This window comes from Paracoccus sp. S1E-3, assembly GCF_013868135.1.
GTDB lineage: Bacteria > Pseudomonadota > Alphaproteobacteria > Rhodobacterales > Rhodobacteraceae > Paracoccus.
In genome coordinates this window covers 1,971,801-1,988,558 of sequence record NZ_JACEMU010000004.1, presented here as the reverse complement: position 1 = coordinate 1,988,558, position 16,758 = coordinate 1,971,801, and the positions used below count along the sequence as shown (strand labels likewise).

Genomic DNA, 16,758 nt, shown 5'->3' with positions numbered 1-16,758 from the left:
TCGCGGCGGGCCGGGTCAGGCGGCGCGCCCTTCTGCAGGCATTTAAATGAGTATTCATATAAAGCGGGATCGAGGCAAGCTTTTTGATGCTTGCCGCGCGGGCGACAGCGCGCGTCAGCCCTGCCGCAGATTGGCCAGCACGCGCGTCAGGCTGGCCAGGAAGGCCTCGCGCTCACTGTCGCTGAACCCGGTCATCATCGCCGCATTCACCCGCAAGATCTCGGGGTGGATCCTGTCGAACACCTTCTGCCCGGCCGGGGTCAGGCTGACGACGCGCAGGCGGCTGTCCTCCATGCTTGGCTGACGTTCGACCAGCTTCTGCTTTTCCAGACTGTCGAGCGCACGGCTCATGGTGGGTTGCTCGGCGATGGCATAGCCGCACAGTTCGTTCACCGTCAGCCGGCCATAGATCTTCAGCGAGATCACGATCCGCATCTTCAGCGTCGAGACGCCCACGGATTTCAGCCGCGATTGCAGCGTCTGATGGTATTGGTGAACAATATGGTTCAGCAGAAAGGACGGCATCCGTTCCAGATCGATCTCCGGCGCAATTGCCTGCTGATCCTGTTTTGCCAAACCCATTCACCTTTCATCTGCGTGCCGGCCCCGATTGCCGACACCTTCATCCCGGATTCTGCCGTTTCGTCGCCCAAATAGCCAGCCCAAACCCCTGTAAACGCAGGGCAATCGGTTTGAACACAAAATATTTGCGCGATCATATGATTTTTCATATACTGAAATCAACCGCCCCGTGACACCCCCGCGCGAGGGGCGGCGGAACCGGATACCGGCCGCGCGGCCACAGCTGGCCCGATCAGGGCACCCCATCCTCTCAGGGAAACGCCATGGCAGAACGTTCTTTCAAGGCCGAAGTCCAGCATCTGAAGCTCGGCGCGGGCGAGACCTTCACCGGCGAGGGCATTCTGGCCATCACCAAGGCGCTGCTGGAATCGGGCGTGGGCTATGTCGGCGGCTATCAGGGGGCGCCGATCTCGCATCTGATGGACGTGCTGGCCGATGCCGAGGAGTTGCTGACCGATCTCGGCGTCCGCTTTGAGGCCAATGCCAACGAGGCCGCCGCCGCCGCAATGCTGGCAGCCTCGGTCCATTATCCGATCCGGGGGGCGGTGACTTTCAAGGGTTCTGTGGGTGTCAATGTCGCCTCGGATGCGCTGGCGAATCTGGCCTCCAGCGGGGTGACCGGCGGCGCCCTGGTGATCGTCGGCGAGGATTACGGCGAAGGCTCCTCGATCATGCAGGAGCGCACCCATGCCTTCGCGATGAAATCGCAATTCTGGCTGCTGGACCCGCGCCCGAACCTGCCCTCGATCGTGAAATCGGTCAGCGACGGCTTTGATCTGTCCGAGGCGACGAACACACCGGTGATGCTGATGGTCCGCATCCGGTCCTGCCACGTCACCGGCAGCTTCGAATGCCGCGACAACCGCCCGCCCGCCTTCACCGTCAAGGATGCGCTGGCGAATCCGCGATCCGATTTCGCCCGCGTCGTGCTGCCGCCGATGTCCTATCAGCACGAGCAGGACAAGGTGAAGAACCGCTGGCCCGCCGCCGAGGCCTTCATCCGCAACCGCCAGCTGAACGAGGTCTTCGGCCCCGAAAAGGCCCCCGTGGGCATCGTCTTGCAGGGCGGCATGTATAATGGCGTGATCCGCGCGCTGCACCATCTGGGGCTGGCGGATATCTATGGCAACAGCCGGATTCCGCTTTACGTGCTGAACGTCACCTATCCGCTGGTCGCGGACGAGTTTCTGGATTTCTGCAAGGACAAGCAATCGGTTCTGGTGGTCGAGGAAGGCCAGCCCGAATTCATCGAAAACCAGCTGAGCGCCTATCTGTACCGGGCCCGCGCGGATGTGCGCCTGCATGGCAAGGACGTGCTGCCGATGGCCTGCGAATATACCGGCGCGGTGATGCGCGACGGTATCGCGGCCTTCCTGAAAGCGGCCGCGCCCGACCTGTTGTCGGACGCCCTGCGCGCGCCCAACACGCCCCCGCCCGCGCTTCCAGACCTGTCGAAAACCGTGCCGATCCGTCCGCCGGGCTTCTGCACCGGCTGCCCCGAGCGGCCCATCTTCGCCGCCATGAAGCTGGTGGAGCAGGAACTGGGCAAGCACCAGATCGCCGCCGATATCGGCTGCCACCTGTTCGCCTCGCTGCCGCCGTTCGAGATCGGCGGCGCGACCATGGGCTACGGCCTCGGGCCCGCCGCCAACGGCGCCTTCGATGGCGGGGGCGAGAAGCGCTCGGTCGCGATCATCGGCGATGGCGGTTTCTGGCATAACGGGCTGTCCTCATCCTTCACCAATATGGCGTTCAACAAGTCGGACGGCGTGGCCATCGTGGTCGACAATTACTATTCGGCCGCGACCGGGGGGCAGGACGTGATGTCCTCACGCGCGCAGAACAGGACGAAGTCGACGAAGAACCCGATCTCGAAAGCGCTGGCGGGAATCGGCATCGGCTGGGTGCGCCAGATCGATCGCACCTATGATGTGGCGAAGATGCGCGATACCATCCGCGAGGCGCTGACCACGCCCGAAAAGGGACCGAAGGTGATTGTCGCCTCCTCGGAATGCATGCTGAACAGGCAGCGCCGCGAAAAGCCCCTGCGGGCGGCGGCGATGAAGGAAGGCCGCCGCGTCGACGTGCCCCGCTTCGGCGTCGACGAGGAGGTCTGCACCGGCGATCACGCCTGCATGCGGCTGTCGGGTTGCCCCTCGCTGTCGCTGAAAAAGCTGGAAGATCCGCTGCGGGACGATCCCGTCGCCAGCATCGATGTCACCTGCGTCGGCTGCGGCAATTGCGGCGAGGTCGCCGACGCCGCCATCCTGTGCCCCAGCTTCTATCGCGCCGATGTGGTCCATAACGCGGGCAGGCTGGAAACCCTGCTGGCGCGCTGGCGCGAAGGTTGGCGCAATTACCTGATCAGGCGCCGCGCCGCGCGCCAATTGGATCTGGGGGTGGCGGAATGAACGCGCATCCGAAACCGGCGGAACTGACCGTCTCGACCGGCATCATCAAGGTCGCCATTCTGGCCGTGGGCGGTCAGGGCGGCGGCGTGCTGACCAGCTGGATCGAAGGGCTGGCGCGCGCCAATGGCTTTGTCGCGCAGGCGACCAGCGTGGCGGGCGTGGCGCAGCGCACCGGGGCCACCGTCTATTATGTCGAGATGGCGCCGGCAGGGCCGCAGATGCCGGTGTTTTCGCTGATGCCCGCGGCCGGGGATGTCGATGTGATGATTACGGCGGAAATGATGGAGGCCGGGCGGTCGATCATGCGCGGCTTCGTCACCCCTGACCGGACGGTGCTGATCACCTCGACCCACCGGGCGCTGGCGGTGTCGGAGAAGATGGTGCCGGGCGACGGTATCGCCTCCTCGGATGAGGTGATGGCCGCCGCCGGACTGGCCGCGCGGCGGCTGATCGCCGCGGATTTCGAGGCGCTGGCGGTTGCCTCGGGCGCGGTCATTTCGGCCACGCTTTTCGGCGCGCTGGCGGGATCGGGCGCGCTGCCCTTCCCCCGCACCGCATTCGAGGACGCCATCCGCGCCAGCGGCAAAGGGATCGAACCCAGCCTGCGCGCCTTCTCCGCCGGGTTTGACGCGGCATCCGCGCCGGCCGCCCCCGCACCCGAGGCCGAGGCCGGGACCATCCCTGCCCCCTTGGCCACCGGCCCCGAGGCCTTGCTGCGGGAATGGCAGAGCCTGCGCGCCGAGATCGACGCGCTGCCCGCGGCGGCGGCGGAAATGGCGCTCGCCGGACTGCGCAAGGTGGTGGACTTTCAGGATCTCGCATATGGGCGGGAATATCTGGCGCGGCTGCAATCGCTGGCGACACTGGACCCCGGCGATGGTCATCTGACGCGCGAGGCGGCGAAATACATCGCCAATGCCATGGCCTATGACGACATCATCCGCGTGGCCAATGCCAAGACGCGGCCCCAGCGCGGGCCCCGTATCGCCCGCGAGATGCGACTGAAGTCCGGCCAGCTGATGCGCGTCACCGAATTCCTGCACCCGCGGGCCGAGGAAATCGTCTCGCTTATGCCTGCCGGGATCGGCGCGCGTTGGCAGGCCAATCCGAAGCGGATGGCGCTGATCGACCGGCTGTTCAACCGGGGCCGACGCATCCGCACTGACGGGATCATCGGCTTTTCGATGCTGTATCTGCTGGCCGGCGCGAAAGGCTGGCGCAGGCGCACGCTACGCCACGCCCAGGAAATGGCGCATCTGCACGCCTGGCTGGACCGGGTAGCCGCGGCCCGCCCCGAGGTCGCGATCGAGCTTTTGCGCAATCAGCGCCTCATCAAAGGCTATTCCGACACCCATGCGCGTGGCCAGTCGAAATTTGCCCGTGTGATGGAGGGGGCGGCCCTGGTCGAGGGGCGCGAGGACGCCGCCGACTGGATCCGCCGCCTGCGCGAGGCCGCCTTGCAGGACGAGGAGGGCCGCGCGCTGGATGGCGCCTTGCAGACGGTGAAAAGCTTCACGTGAAACGGGGCGCGCGGTTGATCCTCCGCGCCATGCCCGGCCGGCCGCGCCGAAACGCCCAATGAGTTCCAAGGGGTGCCGGGACATTGGGGGCCTTCCCGCCGGTCGGCCCGAAGGCCGGAACAGCGCCCGAGGCAGGGTTCCGACCTTCGGGCGCCCCGATGCCGGCCGGGCGCCCACAGGTCTTCGCCACCGGAGAACCTGCCCGCGGCGGCGGCCGACCTGCCCGCCCTCGGCGACCGGATCGATCACGAGGAAGCTTTCTCAGCCGTGGCGGATACAGGCGGTCGCTTCGATCTCGATCAGGGCCTCGTCCTCGATCAGGTCCTTGATGACCAGCATCGACATCGCCGGGAAATGCTTGCCCATGACGCGGCGATAGGCCTCGCCGATGGCGCGCTGGTTGGCGAGGTAATCCGATTTGTCCTTCACGAACCATGTCAGCCGGCCGATATCCGTTACCTCTCCGCCCGCCGCGCGCACCACCGATACGATATTGTTCAGGCACTGCTCCATCTGGCCGATGAAGTCCTTCGCCTCGAAGACCTTGTCGGCATTCCAGCCGATCTGGCCGCCGATATGCAGCGTGCCATCGGGCATCAGCATGCCATTGGCGTATCCAAGCGCGGGCGCCCAGCCCTCCGGGTGAATCGTCACTGGCTTCATACCGAACCCTCCATGATAGCGTTGACTTTCTTGCGCACGGCATCGGGCCAGCTGCGCGGACGGCCCTCCTCGTTGACGCAGACCAGAACGTGGTCGGCGATGAAGCGGGTTTCCTCGTCCGCCATGGCCACCGTCTTCAGCACCATGCTGGACCGGCCCAGCCTTGCGATGGTGATCTCCAGCGCGATCTGATCGCCGTGGCGGCTGGGGGCGGTGAAATCGACGCTGATCGTCGCGGTCGGCACGCCCGATCCGTTGTGCATCTCCTCGAACGGCCAGCCGATCAGGTCGGAAAACATCGCCTCGACGGCGTCGTTGATGATCTCGAAATAACGGGGATAGAAGACGATCCCCGCCGGGTCGCAATGCTTGAACAGGATCTTCTGGGGAAAGCGGAAATGCATCCTCAGCCCTCCTGATGGGCAGCAAGCGCTTGCCGCGCGATCACCACCCGCTGCACGTCCGAGGCGCCTTCATAAATCCGCAGCGCCCGGATGTCGCGATACAGCCGCTCGACCATCTGGCCCGAGCGCACGCCGTCGCCGCCATGCAGCTGCACCGCCTTGTCGATCACCTGCTGGGCCTGTTCGGTCGCGAACAGCTTCGCCATCGCCGCCTCGCGCGTGACGCGCGGCGCGCCGCTGTCCTTGGTCCAGGCGGCGCGGTAAACCAGCAGGGCGCTGGCATCCACATCCAGCGCCATATCGGCGATGTGGCCCTGCACCATCTGCAATTCAAAAAGGGGCGCGCCCTGCACATGGCGGGCGGTCACTCGGTCCAGGGCCTCATCCAGCGCGCGGCGGGCAAAGCCCAAAGCGGCCGCGGCGACGGTGGCGCGGAACACATCCAGCACCGACATGGCGATCCGAAAGCCCTGTCCCGGCTGACCCAGCATCGCGCTTGCCGGGATGCGACAATCGGTAAAGCGCAGGGTGGCCAGCGGATGCGGGGCAATCGTTTCCAGCCGCTCGGCGATCTCGAATCCCGGCAGACCGGCCGGCAGGATGAAGGCCGACAGGCCTTTCGCGCCCGGCGCCTCGCCGGTGCGGGCGAACAGCGTATAGACATCCGCGATCCCGCCATTCGAGATCCAGGTCTTTTCGCCGTTCAGCAAATAGTCGTCGCCGTCCCGCGTGGCGGTCATGGTGGAATTGGCCACATCCGACCCCGATTGCGGCTCGGTCAGCGCAAAGGCCGAAATCGCCTTGCCCGTCCGCGTCTGCGGCAGCCATTCGGCCCTCTGCGCCTCGGTCCCGAACAGCGAGATCGCGCCCGTCCCCAGCCCCTGCATGGCAAAGGCGAAATCCGCCAGCCCATCATGGCGCGCCAGCGTCTCGCGGATCAGGCACAGGCTGCGCACATCCAGCGTGCCGCCTGCCGGGCCCACGGCGGAATGGGTCAGGATGCCCGCATCCCCCATCGCACGGACCAAGGCACGGCAAGCCGCATCGGCATCCGCGTGATTGACATGCGCCAGCGACTCCGCCGCCCAGGCATCGACCTCTGCCGCCAAAGCGCGGTGGCGGTCATCGAAAAACGGCCAGTCGAGAAAGGTCTTATCGGCCATCAGTCGCCCTCGAAGACAGGTTTTTCCTTGGCGACGAAGGCGTGATAGGCGCGGTGGAAATCCTGCCCCTGCATGCAGATCGCCTGCGCCTGCGCCTCGGCCTCGATCGCCTGATCGAGGCTCATCGACCATTCCTGCGCCAGCATGGTCTTGGTCATCATATTGGCGAAGTTCGGGCCGGCGGCGATTCGCTGCGCGATGTCCTGCGCCTCGTCCATCAGCTTGGCCTGCGGCACGACCCGGTTGAAGAAGCCCCAGTTCAGCCCTTCCTCGGCGCTCATCGCGCGGCCGAGATACAGCAGTTCCGCCGCCCGTCCCTGCCCGATGATGCGCGGCAGGATCGCGCAGGCCCCCATGTCGCAGCCGGCGAGGCCCACCCGGTTGAACAGGAAGGCGGTCTTCGCTTCGGGCGTGGCGACGCGCAGGTCCGAGGCCATGGCGATGATCGCCCCAGCGCCGGCACAGACGCCATCGACCGCCGCGATGATCGGCTTGCCGCAGCCGATCATCGCCTTGACCAGATCGCCGGTCATCCGGGTGAAGCGCATCAACTCCTTCATGTTCATCTTCGTAAGCGGCCCGATGATCTCGTGCACATCCCCGCCAGAGCTGAAATTCCCGCCATTCGGTCCGAAGACCACCGCCTTCACGTCATCCGCGTAATGAAGATCGCGGAACCAGTCGCGCAGCTCGGCATAGCTGTCGAAGCTGAGCGGGTTCTTCCGTTCCGGCCGGTCGAGCGCGACGGTGGCGATGCCGTCCTTGATCGCAAGCTTGAAGTGCTGCACGTCGCTGCGCATCAGATCTCTCCTCCCGAGAGGGTCAGGGTGTGGCCGTTCACCGAACGTGCGGCGTCCGACATAAGATACAGCGCCGCGCCCGCGACCTCATCGGTCTGGATGAAGCGCTTCTGCGGGTTGTCCTTGACCAGGGCGGCGCGGGCGTCGGCCTCGCTCATGCCGGTCTTGTCGATGATGTTCGCGATGGAGCGGTCAAGCATCGGCGTCTCGATGAATCCGGGGCAGATGGCGTTCACGGTGATGCCGCTGCTGGCCAGTTCCAGCGCCAGCGCGCGGGTCAGGCCCACCACGCCATGCTTGGCGGCGACATAGGCCGAAACGTAAGGATAGCCTTTCAGCCCGGCGGTCGAGGCCACGGCGATCATCCGCCCCCAGCCCGCCCCTTTCATATCAGGCAGCGCCGCCTGCCAGACATTCGCCACGCCCACCAGATTCACCGCCAGCATGTCGGCCAGCATGCCGGCGGGCATCTTGGCGAAAGGCAGGCTTTCCGCCGCCCCGGCATTGGCGATCACGCCAAGAATCGGCCCCTGCGCCTCCCGTGCCGCTGCAAAGGCGGCGGCCACCGCATCCGCATCGGTCACATCGCAGACCTGATAGGGCAGGCCCTGTTCGCGCAAGGGCGCCTCGCGCCGGCCCATGATGGTGATCCGCGCCCCGGCCTCCGCCAGCGCTAGAGCGGTAGCCGCACCCACGCCCGAGCCGCCGCCGGTGACGACGATATGCTTGCCTTCAACGCTCATGCGCGGATCGCCTCGGCCTCGCGTTCGGCCAGCCGCCAGGACTGGTCGCGGCCCGCCAGATAGGGCTTGGGCCAGACGGCGTCGCGGTCGCCGATCTTCGTCGCCTCGTGAAAAGTCCAATAGGGATCGGCCAGATGCGGGCGGCCGACCGCCACCAGATCGGCGCGGCCCGCCATCAGGATCGAATTGGCATGATCGGCCTCGTAGATATTGCCGACGGCCATGGTGGCGATGCCGATTTCGTTGCGGATCCGGTCCGAAAAGGGCGTCTGGAACATGCGCCCGTAAACCGGCCGCGCCTCCACCGAGGTCTGTCCCGCCGACACGTCGATGATATCCGCCCCCGCCGCACGGAAGGCGCGGGCGATCTCCACCGCCTCGGCGGGTGTCACGCCGCCGTCGCCGATCCAGTCATTGGCGGAAATCCTGACCGACATCGGCTTGTCTTCGGGCCAGACGGCACGCATGGCTTCGAAAACCTCCAGCGGCCAGCGCAGGCGGTTTTCCAGACTGCCGCCATATTCATCCGTCCGCTGGTTCGACACCGGCGAGATGAAGGACGAGATCAGATAGCCATGGGCGGCATGAAGCTCGATCATGTCGAAGCCCGCGCGCTCGGCCATTTCGGCTGCCGCGACGAATTGCGCCTTGATCGCGTCCAGATCGGCCTGGGTGGCCGCGCGCGGCACCGCATTCTCGCTGGACCAAGGGATCGCCGAGGCCGAGACCAGATCCCAGTTCCCGGAGGCGAGCGGCTTGTCCATCCCCTCCCACCCGATATTGGTCGACCCCTTGCGCCCCGAATGCCCGATCTGGCAGCAGATCTTCGCATCGGTCTCGGCATGGACGAAATCCACCAGCCGCTTCCATGCGGCCTCGTGTTCGGGCGCATAAAGCCCCGGACAGCCGGGCGTGATCCGGCCTTCGGGCGACACGCAGGTCATTTCGGTATAGACCAGCCCGGCGCCGCCCTTGGCGCGTTCGGCGTAATGAACGAAATGCCAGTCGGTGGGCGTCCCATCCACGGCCTTGTATTGCGCCATGGGCGAGACCACGATGCGGTTCTCCAGCGCCATGTCGCGCAGCCGGAAGGGCGCGAACATCGGCGCGCGCACCGGCGCGTCGGGGGCCATACCGGCTTGGGTCTGGAACCAGCGCTCGGCCGATTGCAGCCACTGGCCATCGCGCAGGCGCAGGTTTTCATGGCTGATCCGCTGGCTGCGGGTCAGCAGGGAATAGTTGAACTGAACCGGGTCCAGCCCGAGATAGCGCTCGACCTGTTCGAACCATTCCAGACTGTTGCGGGCAGCCGATTGCAGGCGCAGCACCTCCAGCCGGCGTTCGTCCTGATAGCGCTCGAATGCGGCTTCCATGCTGGATTCGCTGTGCAGGTAATCCGCCAGCGTGATCGCGCTTTCAAAGGCCAGCCGGGTGCCGGAGCCGATGGAAAAATGCGCCGTCGCCGCCGCATCGCCCATCAGCACGATGTTTTCGTGATGCCATTTCTCGCAGATCACCCGCGGGAAATTCATCCACACCGCCGAGCCGCGCAGATGCGCCGCGTTCGAGATCAGCTCGTGCCCGTCCAGATGGCGGGCAAAGACCTTCCGGCAGGTCTCGACCGTTTCTTCCTTGGTCATCCCCTCGAACCCCCAGCGGTCCCAGGTGTCCTGCTGGCATTCGACGATGAAGGTCGCGGTATCGGCATCGAATTGATAGACATGCGCCCACATCCAGCCATGTTCGGTCTTCTCGAAGATGAAGGTGAAGGCGTCGTCGAATTTCTGATGCGTGCCCAGCCAGATGAACTTGGTCTCGCGCATCTCGACATCGGGCTTGAACACGTCGGCATATTCGTTGCGGACGCGCGAATTGATGCCGTCGCAGGCCACCACCAGATCATATTCCTTCTGGTAATCGGCGGCATCGCCGAATTCGGTTTCGAACCGCAGGTGGACCCCCAGTTCGCGGGCGCGTTCCTGCAGCAAGATCAGCATCTGCTTGCGCCCGATCCCGGCGAAGCCATGCCCGCCCGAGACATTGCGCACCCCGTCATGAATCACCGCGATATCGTCCCAATAGACGAAATGGTCGCGGATCGCCTGCGCGCTGACGGGATCATTCCGGCCCAGCTTGTCCAGCACCTCGTCCGACAGTACCACGCCCCAGCCGAAGGTGTCGTTGGCGCGGTTGCGTTCGATCACCACAACCTCATGCGCGGGATCGCGGAGCTTCATGGAAATGGCGAAATAAAGCCCGGCCGGACCGCCCCCGAGACACGCGATGCGCATGGACTCTCTCCTCACGAATTCAGCGGCATGGGTGATTCATGCCCGATCCTCTCGACCCTATGCCAGAGCGGATATCACTTCAAGCTTGAAATATTTAAGCACGAACTTTAGAACGGCTCGCATATTCCCAGCCGCGAGAGCCTCATGGACCAGATCACCCCCCGCATACATGCCGCCACGCCCGAATCCGCCCGCGCCCGGCTGGCGGCGCTGAACTGGGAAGACCCGTTCGGCATCGACAGCCTGCTGACCGAGGAGGAGCGGATGATTCGTGATGCCGCCCGCGCCTATTGTCAGGACAGGCTGGCATCCCGTGTGATCGAGGCCAACCGCCACGAGATCTTCCATCGCGAGATCATGTCGGAAATGGGCGAACTGGGCCTGCTTGGCCCCACCATCCCCGAGGAATACGGCGGCGTCGGCGCGAATTATGTCAGCTATGGCCTGGTCGCGCGCGAGGTCGAGCGGGTCGATTCCGGCTATCGCTCGGCGATGTCGGTGCAAAGCTCGCTGGTGATGCACCCTATCTTCGCCTACGGCAGCGACGAACAGCGCCGGAAATATCTGCCGAAGCTGATTTCCGGCGAATGGGTCGGGTGTTTCGGACTGACCGAACCTGACCACGGCTCCGATCCCGGATCAATGATTACCCGCGCCAGGAAGGTGGATGGCGGCTATTCGATTTCCGGCGCCAAGAACTGGATCACCAATTCGCCCATCGCCGATGTCTTCGTGATCTGGGCGAAATCGGACGCCCATGGTGGCAAGATTCGTGGTTTCGTGCTGGAAAAGGGCATGAAAGGCCTGAACGCGCCGATGATCGAAGGGAAATTCAGCCTGCGCGCCTCGATCACCGGGATGATCCAGATGGACGAGGTGATTGTCGGCGAAGACCATCTGCTGCCCCATGCCGAGGGGCTGGCCGGACCTTTCGGCTGCCTGAACCGGGCGCGTTACGGCATCAGCTGGGGCGCCATGGGCGCGGCCGAGGCCTGCTGGCACGCGGCGCGGCAATACACCATGGACCGCAAGCAATTCGGCAAGCCCCTGGCCGCGACCCAGCTGATCCAGAAGAAGCTGGCCGATATGCAGACCGAGATTTCGCTGGGTCTGCTGGGCGCGCTGCGGCTGGGCCGGATGATGGACGCGCATGAGAACTCGGCCGAGCTGATCAGCCTGATGAAGCGCAACAATTGCGGCAAGGCGCTGGCGATCGCACGCGAGGCGCGCGACATGCATGGCGGCAATGGCGTCAGCGACGAATACGGTGTCATCCGCCATGTGATGAACCTGGAGGCCGTGAACACCTATGAGGGCACGCATGACGTGCACGCGCTGATCCTCGGGCGCGGCCAGACCGGCTTGCAGGCCTTCCAGTAACTTGACGCGGCGCGCCCCCGCCCTAGCCTGCGGCAAAAGGGGGAGGCGGACCATGGATCAGGTCAAAAGCGGGCAGCAGCAGAAGGCAGACAACGATCTGGTGCTGTCCTTCCTGTCGGTGCGCCGCGCCATCGGGGCGCTGGGGTTCTTCCTGCCGCTGGCGCTGCTGGCCTATGGCCTGCTGTGGTCGGCCGAGATCCTGCCCAGCATCTCGGCCTATTATTACAGCCCCATGCGCGAGGTTCTCGTCGGCTCGCTCTGCGCGCAGGCGGTGTTCCTGTGGAGCTATGAGGGATACCGCCCCCCGATCCCCGAGATCATCACCGACAGGCGCGTGGCCCGCATCGCGGCGCTCGGCGCGCTTGGCGTGGCGCTGTCCCCGACCCTGCCCGTGGCCGGCCCCGTCATCACCACCGACCGGGCCGCGGCCTGCAGGGATATTCCCATCACCCTGATCCAATGCCTGCTGGGTGACGTGCGCGCCGCATGGATCCACGACCTCTCGGCCTTCCTGTTCTTCGGCGCGCTGGCGGTGTTCTGCCTGGTGCTGTTCGTCAAGGGCAGCACCGAGAGTGCCGAAAAGCGCGCCCGCCACCGCATCTACCGGATCTGCGGCTGGACCATCGTGGCCAGCCTGATCGCCATGGGGGCGCTGATCGCGACCGGGCTCGACAGGGTGCTGATGCGGTGGGAGCCGATCTTCTGGCTGGAGGTGCTGGCCAGCTTCGCCTTTGCCACCAGCTGGACCGTGAAGGGCGAGGCGATGCAGCCGCTGGTGGCGATGGCGATCCGTGCCGGCTCGACATAGGGCGCGTCGGCATTCTACAACGGGCGCAGTATGTTACCCCGAGGCCCGTGATGCGTAACCTGACCCGTCGTTCCCTGCTTCTGGCTACAGGTGGCGCGGCGGGCTGGTATGGGTCGGGGCTGCTTCACGCCGATCTGCCGGTGCCGGACGGCACTGCGCGTCTGGCCGCGACCACCTCGCCCGGCATGTTGAACGACGCAAGCGGCCTTTCCGCCACCCCGATCAACCGCCACATCACCCTGAACCAGCCGCCCGATGACAGCCTGATCGCGGCGCTGCGCGCGGAAATGGCCTCGGCCCGGGCCGAGGGGCGCGCCTTCAATATCGGCGCCGCGCGCCATTCGATGGGCGGTCAGGCGATTCCGCGCGACGGGATTGCCGTGACCTTCGACAATGGCCTGATCGAAGCCGATACCGCAGCGCTGACCTATCGCGCCCATGCCGGCGCCCGCTGGTCGCAGGTGATCGCCGCACTGGATCCGCTTGGCTGCTCGCCCAAGGTCATGCAGTCGAACAATGATTTCGGCACCGCCGCGACCTTCAGCGTCAATGCCCATGGCTGGCCGGTGCCCTTCGGGCCGATGGGATCGACGGTGCGATCGGTGCGCATGGTGCTGCCCTCGGGCGATCTGGTCATCGCCTCGCGGACCGAAAACGCAGAAATCTTCAACCTCGCCATGGGCGGCTACGGGCTGATCGGCGCCATCGTCGATCTGGAGATCGAGATGGTCGCCAACACCCGCCTGATTCCGACCTTCGAGGTCCTGCCTGCCGACGGCTTCGCCACCGCCTTTCGCAAGGCCGTGGACGACCCCGCCGTGACCATGGCCTATGGCCGCCTGAACGTCGAACGCGCGAGCTTCTTCCGGCAGGCGCTGCTGATTACCTATCGCGAGGATGCCGACCAGACCGATCTGCCTGCCGCCGCTGGCTCGGGATGGATGGCGCATCTGGCCAGCCGGGTCTACCGCGCCCAGCTGGGCAATGAGGCGCTGAAATCCTTCCGCTGGTGGAACGAAACCGTGGCCGGGCCGCGGCTGGGCGGCGGCCCGGCCACCCGCAACAGCCTGATCAACGAACCCGTGGTCACGCTGGGCGACCGCAACCCGAACCGCACCGACATCCTGCATGAGTATTTCGTCGATTTCGACCGGTTCGTCGATTTCCTGACCGCCTGCCGCGCGGTGATCCCCGACAGCTATCAGGAGTTTCTGAACGTCACCCTGCGCTTTGTCGCACCCGACCCGGACAGCGTGCTGGCCTTTGCCCCCACGCCCCGGATCGCCGCCGTCATGTCCTTCAGCCAGGAACTGACCGCGCGGGCCGAAGACGACATGGCCCGCATGACCCGGCGCCTTATCGACCGGGTGACGGAAATCGGCGGCGCCTATTATCTGCCCTACCGGCCCCATGCGCGGCTGGATCAATTGACCGCCGCCTATCCGCGCGCGGCGGAATTCGCGCAAGCCAAGCGTTTGCTGGACCCGCGGCTGACATTGCGCAACAACCTGTGGGACAGCTATCTGGGGATGATATGAGCCTGCTTCAGAAAATCGCCATCGGCTATTTCGTCGCCCTGATGGGCGGGGCCTCGGTCAATTACATTCCCGGCCTGACCGACGAAAACGGGCTGGCCTTCGGGATTTTCGCGCTGGATCTCTATGACGACGCGCTGCATGTGGCCTCGGCGATCTGGGCGCTGGCGGCGGGGCTGATCTCGAAGAACGCGGCGCGGACATTCCTGATCCTGTTCGGCGCCGCCTATCTGATCGACGGCATCTTCGGCATGTTCACCGGCTACGGTTTCCTCGATCTGGGGATCGTCACCAATGCCTCGCTGGGGATCGACTGGTCGCTGAAGCGCTGGCTGGCCAATCTTCCGCATCTGGCGCTTGGCGGTTTTGCGCTGTTCGCCGGCCTGTTCATGGACCGCCGATGAGGCGCGTCCTGCGCTGGCTCGGCCGTGGCGTGCTGGGACTTCTGCTGCTCGTCCTGCTGCTGCTGTCGCCCGTCGCCTATGTCGAAACCGCCTGCCGCCCCCAGGGCGAGGCCGCGCCTTACGCAAGCATCCTCCCCGACGCCGATCGTCGCCCGGAATCGCGGACGCTGATGACCTATCCCGAATGGCATATCGTGCATGCCTATGACGATTACGCCCGCGTGATCCGGAACGGCGATCCGCAGGATTACGGCTTTCTGCGCGGGATCGGCGGATTCTGGTCGTCGCTTTGCGCCTTGTCGCGGGCCTCGGGCGCCTATGGCGGTGTCGATGGCGGCACCAAGCAGATGGTCTATGTGATCGGCACCAGCTTCACGCTGGAACTGGCGCTGAAGGCTGCCTACGAGGAAACGCTGGGTCGCGCCGTCACCTGGATCCGGGGGCCGACCCATGCGGCGGCGGATGCGATCTCGGCCCGCCAGGCCGCCGATTACGCCACCTTCCTGCGCCAGACACCGTGGTATCGCTGGGATTTCCGCCGGGACGCGGCGGAACTGCAGACCGCAGGCGACAGCTTCCGCGACCGGGAACGCGCCATGGCGCTCGGGCTGGAATACCGGGCCAAGGCCGCCTATGCCAAGGCGATCGAGGCCGCCGTCGCCAATGTCGGCCCCGACGCGCTGCGCCTGAAGATGGTGGTGACCGGCCTGCCGGACGGCTTTCTGGCCGCCCGTCCCGATATCACCCTGATCGAGACCCGCCCGGAAGGCATGGTCATCGAAACGCCACGCTATGCCGCGCTGACCCGGCTGCTGGTCGACATGGCCGAAGCCGGCGCGGATTTCGTCGAGATCGCGGGCAATGACGACATCATGTTCACCGCGACCTCGGACCAACCAGAGCAGCCGGGCGCGCTGACCAGCATGGCGCGGCAGGGCTACGGCGATTACCGGCATCTGATCGCGGTGAAGGTCGCCGATCTGGCCGCGCGGCTGCGCGACCTTGGGCCGCTGAAGCTGGAACATATCCATGACTATTAGGCGGCTGCTGCTGGCGCTGGCGGGCATGTTCGCCGGCTGGCTGGCGGTGCTGGTGGTTGTGGGCCTGTTCAGCGACGCCGCCCCCGCCTTCGTCGTGGTGCTGCCGCCCGAGGGGCTGCTGACCCGGCTGGACCCCGATGTCGCGGTGATGGCGGCAGGCCCGTTCAGCCTCACCCTGACATCCGAGCAGCCGGGGTTGGCGCGGCGGCTGTATCGCGCGGGCGCATCGCTGGTGCTGCCGGCGGGGCTGCCCGGATGTTTGCCGCTGCCGCGCCCTTGACGCCGGGCGGCGGGCGCGATTTGGCTGAAACGACCCAGCGGCAGGAAGGGGTGGACGAGATGGCTTTGGTGGACTTGGCGCGTTTTGACGCCGCGGTCTTCGATCTGGATGGCACGCTGGTCGACAGCGAACCGGCCTGGGAAAAGGCCAAACGCATCGTGGCCGGGCGCCATGGCCGCCCCATCACCCAGGCCCAGATGGACGCCAGCGTCGGGCGCAGCATGGACGAACTGGTGGCGGCCGTCTTCGCCCCCGCCGATGCCGCCGCCGCCCGCGCCATCGAATTGGAGATCTTCGCCGAGGGCGAGAAATGGCTGGACGCATTGCGCCGGCCGATCCCCGGCGCCGCCGATTTCCTGCGCGCGCTGCACGAGCGCGGATTGCGGATCGCGCTGTGTTCCTCGGCGCCGGAATATCTGATCCGCGACGCGCTGGTGCAGTTGCAGGTGCTGGATCTGGTTCAGGTGATCGTCTCGGCCGATCCGCTGCCCCGCCGCAAGCCCGATCCCTATCCGTATCAGGTGACGGCGGAACGGCTGGCGCTGCCCTCCGACCGCCTGATCGGGTTCGAAGACGCGCTGCCCGGCGCGCGATCCGCCAAGGGGGCGGGCCTGTTCACCGCCGCCATCGGTCCCGAGGCGATGGGCACGGATTTCGCCTTTTGCGATCTTCAGGCGGCCGATTACCCCGATCTGCGCCGGCAGCTGGGGATGTGACAAGGGCCGCCCCGAAGG

16 protein-coding genes are annotated in these 16,758 nt (G+C 65.8%); 9 read left to right on the top strand and 7 right to left on the bottom strand.

Annotated features, from left to right (window positions below; genetic code table 11):
* Window positions 1-114: 114 nt before the first annotated feature.
* The gene (locus H1S04_RS09840) at window positions 115-582 is read right to left on the bottom strand and encodes a MarR family winged helix-turn-helix transcriptional regulator (protein ID WP_181745303.1); all 468 of its coding nucleotides are present in this window, start codon (window positions 580-582) and stop codon (window positions 115-117) included.
* A 263-nt stretch (window positions 583-845) separates the two neighbouring features.
* Between H1S04_RS09840 and H1S04_RS09835 the strand changes: the two genes are divergently transcribed.
* Window positions 846-2,993 carry an indolepyruvate ferredoxin oxidoreductase subunit alpha gene (locus H1S04_RS09835; RefSeq protein WP_181745302.1) on the top strand — a complete coding sequence of 716 codons (2,148 nt, stop codon included), beginning with the start codon at window positions 846-848 and terminating at the stop codon, window positions 2,991-2,993.
* Window positions 2,990-4,513 (top strand): indolepyruvate oxidoreductase subunit beta family protein, encoded by a 1,524-nt coding sequence (locus H1S04_RS09830; RefSeq protein ID WP_181745301.1) that lies wholly within the window; start codon window positions 2,990-2,992, stop codon window positions 4,511-4,513. Before H1S04_RS09835 ends, H1S04_RS09830 begins: the two co-directional genes overlap by 4 nt.
* 261 nt (window positions 4,514-4,774) lie before the next feature.
* Here H1S04_RS09830 and H1S04_RS09825 read toward each other — a convergent pair whose 3' ends face one another.
* The 6 genes from H1S04_RS09825 to H1S04_RS09800 are packed head-to-tail and all read right to left on the bottom strand — an operon-like array spanning window position 4,775 to window position 10,577.
* A complete protein-coding gene (locus H1S04_RS09825) occupies window positions 4,775-5,176 on the bottom strand; it encodes a RidA family protein (protein ID WP_181745300.1) in 402 nt (133 codons plus the stop codon).
* A complete protein-coding gene (locus tag H1S04_RS09820) occupies window positions 5,173-5,580 on the bottom strand; it encodes a thioesterase family protein (RefSeq protein WP_181745299.1) in 408 nt (135 codons plus the stop codon). Before H1S04_RS09820 ends, H1S04_RS09825 begins: the two co-directional genes overlap by 4 nt.
* Before the next feature lie 2 nt (window positions 5,581-5,582).
* A complete protein-coding gene (locus H1S04_RS09815) occupies window positions 5,583-6,743 on the bottom strand; it encodes an acyl-CoA dehydrogenase family protein (protein WP_181745298.1) in 1,161 nt (386 codons plus the stop codon).
* Complete coding sequence (locus H1S04_RS09810) at window positions 6,743-7,543, bottom strand: enoyl-CoA hydratase family protein (protein ID WP_181745297.1); 801 nt, start codon at window positions 7,541-7,543, stop codon at window positions 6,743-6,745. The genes H1S04_RS09815 and H1S04_RS09810 overlap by 1 nt, the downstream gene beginning before the upstream one ends.
* On the bottom strand, window positions 7,543-8,286 hold the full coding sequence (locus H1S04_RS09805) for an SDR family NAD(P)-dependent oxidoreductase (RefSeq protein ID WP_181745296.1): 744 nt from the start codon (window positions 8,284-8,286) through the stop codon (window positions 7,543-7,545). The genes H1S04_RS09810 and H1S04_RS09805 overlap by 1 nt, the downstream gene beginning before the upstream one ends.
* Window positions 8,283-10,577 (bottom strand): bifunctional salicylyl-CoA 5-hydroxylase/oxidoreductase, encoded by a 2,295-nt coding sequence (locus H1S04_RS09800; RefSeq protein WP_181745295.1) that lies wholly within the window; start codon window positions 10,575-10,577, stop codon window positions 8,283-8,285. Before H1S04_RS09800 ends, H1S04_RS09805 begins: the two co-directional genes overlap by 4 nt.
* Before the next feature lie 144 nt (window positions 10,578-10,721).
* On the opposite strand from H1S04_RS09800, the gene H1S04_RS09795 reads away from it, so the two are divergent.
* Genes H1S04_RS09795 through H1S04_RS09765 form a run of 7 tightly spaced genes read left to right on the top strand, consistent with a single transcriptional unit; the run spans window position 10,722 to window position 16,740 of the window.
* Window positions 10,722-11,957, top strand: coding sequence for an acyl-CoA dehydrogenase (locus tag H1S04_RS09795; protein ID WP_181745294.1), 1,236 nt, complete (start codon window positions 10,722-10,724; stop codon window positions 11,955-11,957).
* Between the two features lie 52 nt (window positions 11,958-12,009).
* On the top strand, window positions 12,010-12,765 hold the full coding sequence (locus tag H1S04_RS09790) for a hypothetical protein (protein ID WP_181745293.1): 756 nt from the start codon (window positions 12,010-12,012) through the stop codon (window positions 12,763-12,765).
* A gap of 50 nt (window positions 12,766-12,815) precedes the next feature.
* Window positions 12,816-14,303 (top strand): FAD-binding oxidoreductase, encoded by a 1,488-nt coding sequence (locus tag H1S04_RS09785; RefSeq protein WP_181745292.1) that lies wholly within the window; start codon window positions 12,816-12,818, stop codon window positions 14,301-14,303.
* On the top strand, window positions 14,300-14,704 hold the full coding sequence (locus H1S04_RS09780; RefSeq protein WP_181745291.1) for a DUF4383 domain-containing protein: 405 nt from the start codon (window positions 14,300-14,302) through the stop codon (window positions 14,702-14,704). The genes H1S04_RS09785 and H1S04_RS09780 overlap by 4 nt, the downstream gene beginning before the upstream one ends.
* On the top strand, window positions 14,701-15,744 hold the full coding sequence (locus tag H1S04_RS09775; RefSeq protein WP_181745290.1) for a hypothetical protein: 1,044 nt from the start codon (window positions 14,701-14,703) through the stop codon (window positions 15,742-15,744). Before H1S04_RS09780 ends, H1S04_RS09775 begins: the two co-directional genes overlap by 4 nt.
* A complete protein-coding gene (locus H1S04_RS09770; protein WP_181745289.1) occupies window positions 15,734-16,024 on the top strand; it encodes a hypothetical protein in 291 nt (96 codons plus the stop codon). The genes H1S04_RS09775 and H1S04_RS09770 overlap by 11 nt, the downstream gene beginning before the upstream one ends.
* A 59-nt stretch (window positions 16,025-16,083) precedes the next feature.
* Window positions 16,084-16,740 (top strand): HAD family phosphatase, encoded by a 657-nt coding sequence (locus tag H1S04_RS09765; protein WP_181745288.1) that lies wholly within the window; start codon window positions 16,084-16,086, stop codon window positions 16,738-16,740.
* Window positions 16,741-16,758: the final 18 nt, after the last annotated feature.

Coding starts and splice junctions, on each gene's coding strand:
- H1S04_RS09840 (WP_181745303.1), bottom strand. CDS start 582: ATGGGTTTGGCAAAACAGGATCAGCAGGCAATTGCGCCGGAGATCGAT.
- H1S04_RS09835 (WP_181745302.1), top strand. CDS start 846: ATGGCAGAACGTTCTTTCAAGGCCGAAGTCCAGCATCTGAAGCTCGGC.
- H1S04_RS09830 (WP_181745301.1), top strand. CDS start 2,990: ATGAACGCGCATCCGAAACCGGCGGAACTGACCGTCTCGACCGGCATC.
- H1S04_RS09825 (WP_181745300.1), bottom strand. CDS start 5,176: ATGAAGCCAGTGACGATTCACCCGGAGGGCTGGGCGCCCGCGCTTGGA.
- H1S04_RS09820 (WP_181745299.1), bottom strand. CDS start 5,580: ATGCATTTCCGCTTTCCCCAGAAGATCCTGTTCAAGCATTGCGACCCG.
- H1S04_RS09815 (WP_181745298.1), bottom strand. CDS start 6,743: ATGGCCGATAAGACCTTTCTCGACTGGCCGTTTTTCGATGACCGCCAC.
- H1S04_RS09810 (WP_181745297.1), bottom strand. CDS start 7,543: ATGCGCAGCGACGTGCAGCACTTCAAGCTTGCGATCAAGGACGGCATC.
- H1S04_RS09805 (WP_181745296.1), bottom strand. CDS start 8,286: ATGAGCGTTGAAGGCAAGCATATCGTCGTCACCGGCGGCGGCTCGGGC.
- H1S04_RS09800 (WP_181745295.1), bottom strand. CDS start 10,577: ATGCGCATCGCGTGTCTCGGGGGCGGTCCGGCCGGGCTTTATTTCGCC.
- H1S04_RS09795 (WP_181745294.1), top strand. CDS start 10,722: ATGGACCAGATCACCCCCCGCATACATGCCGCCACGCCCGAATCCGCC.
- H1S04_RS09790 (WP_181745293.1), top strand. CDS start 12,010: ATGGATCAGGTCAAAAGCGGGCAGCAGCAGAAGGCAGACAACGATCTG.
- H1S04_RS09785 (WP_181745292.1), top strand. CDS start 12,816: ATGCGTAACCTGACCCGTCGTTCCCTGCTTCTGGCTACAGGTGGCGCG.
- H1S04_RS09780 (WP_181745291.1), top strand. CDS start 14,300: ATGAGCCTGCTTCAGAAAATCGCCATCGGCTATTTCGTCGCCCTGATG.
- H1S04_RS09775 (WP_181745290.1), top strand. CDS start 14,701: ATGAGGCGCGTCCTGCGCTGGCTCGGCCGTGGCGTGCTGGGACTTCTG.
- H1S04_RS09770 (WP_181745289.1), top strand. CDS start 15,734: ATGACTATTAGGCGGCTGCTGCTGGCGCTGGCGGGCATGTTCGCCGGC.
- H1S04_RS09765 (WP_181745288.1), top strand. CDS start 16,084: ATGGCTTTGGTGGACTTGGCGCGTTTTGACGCCGCGGTCTTCGATCTG.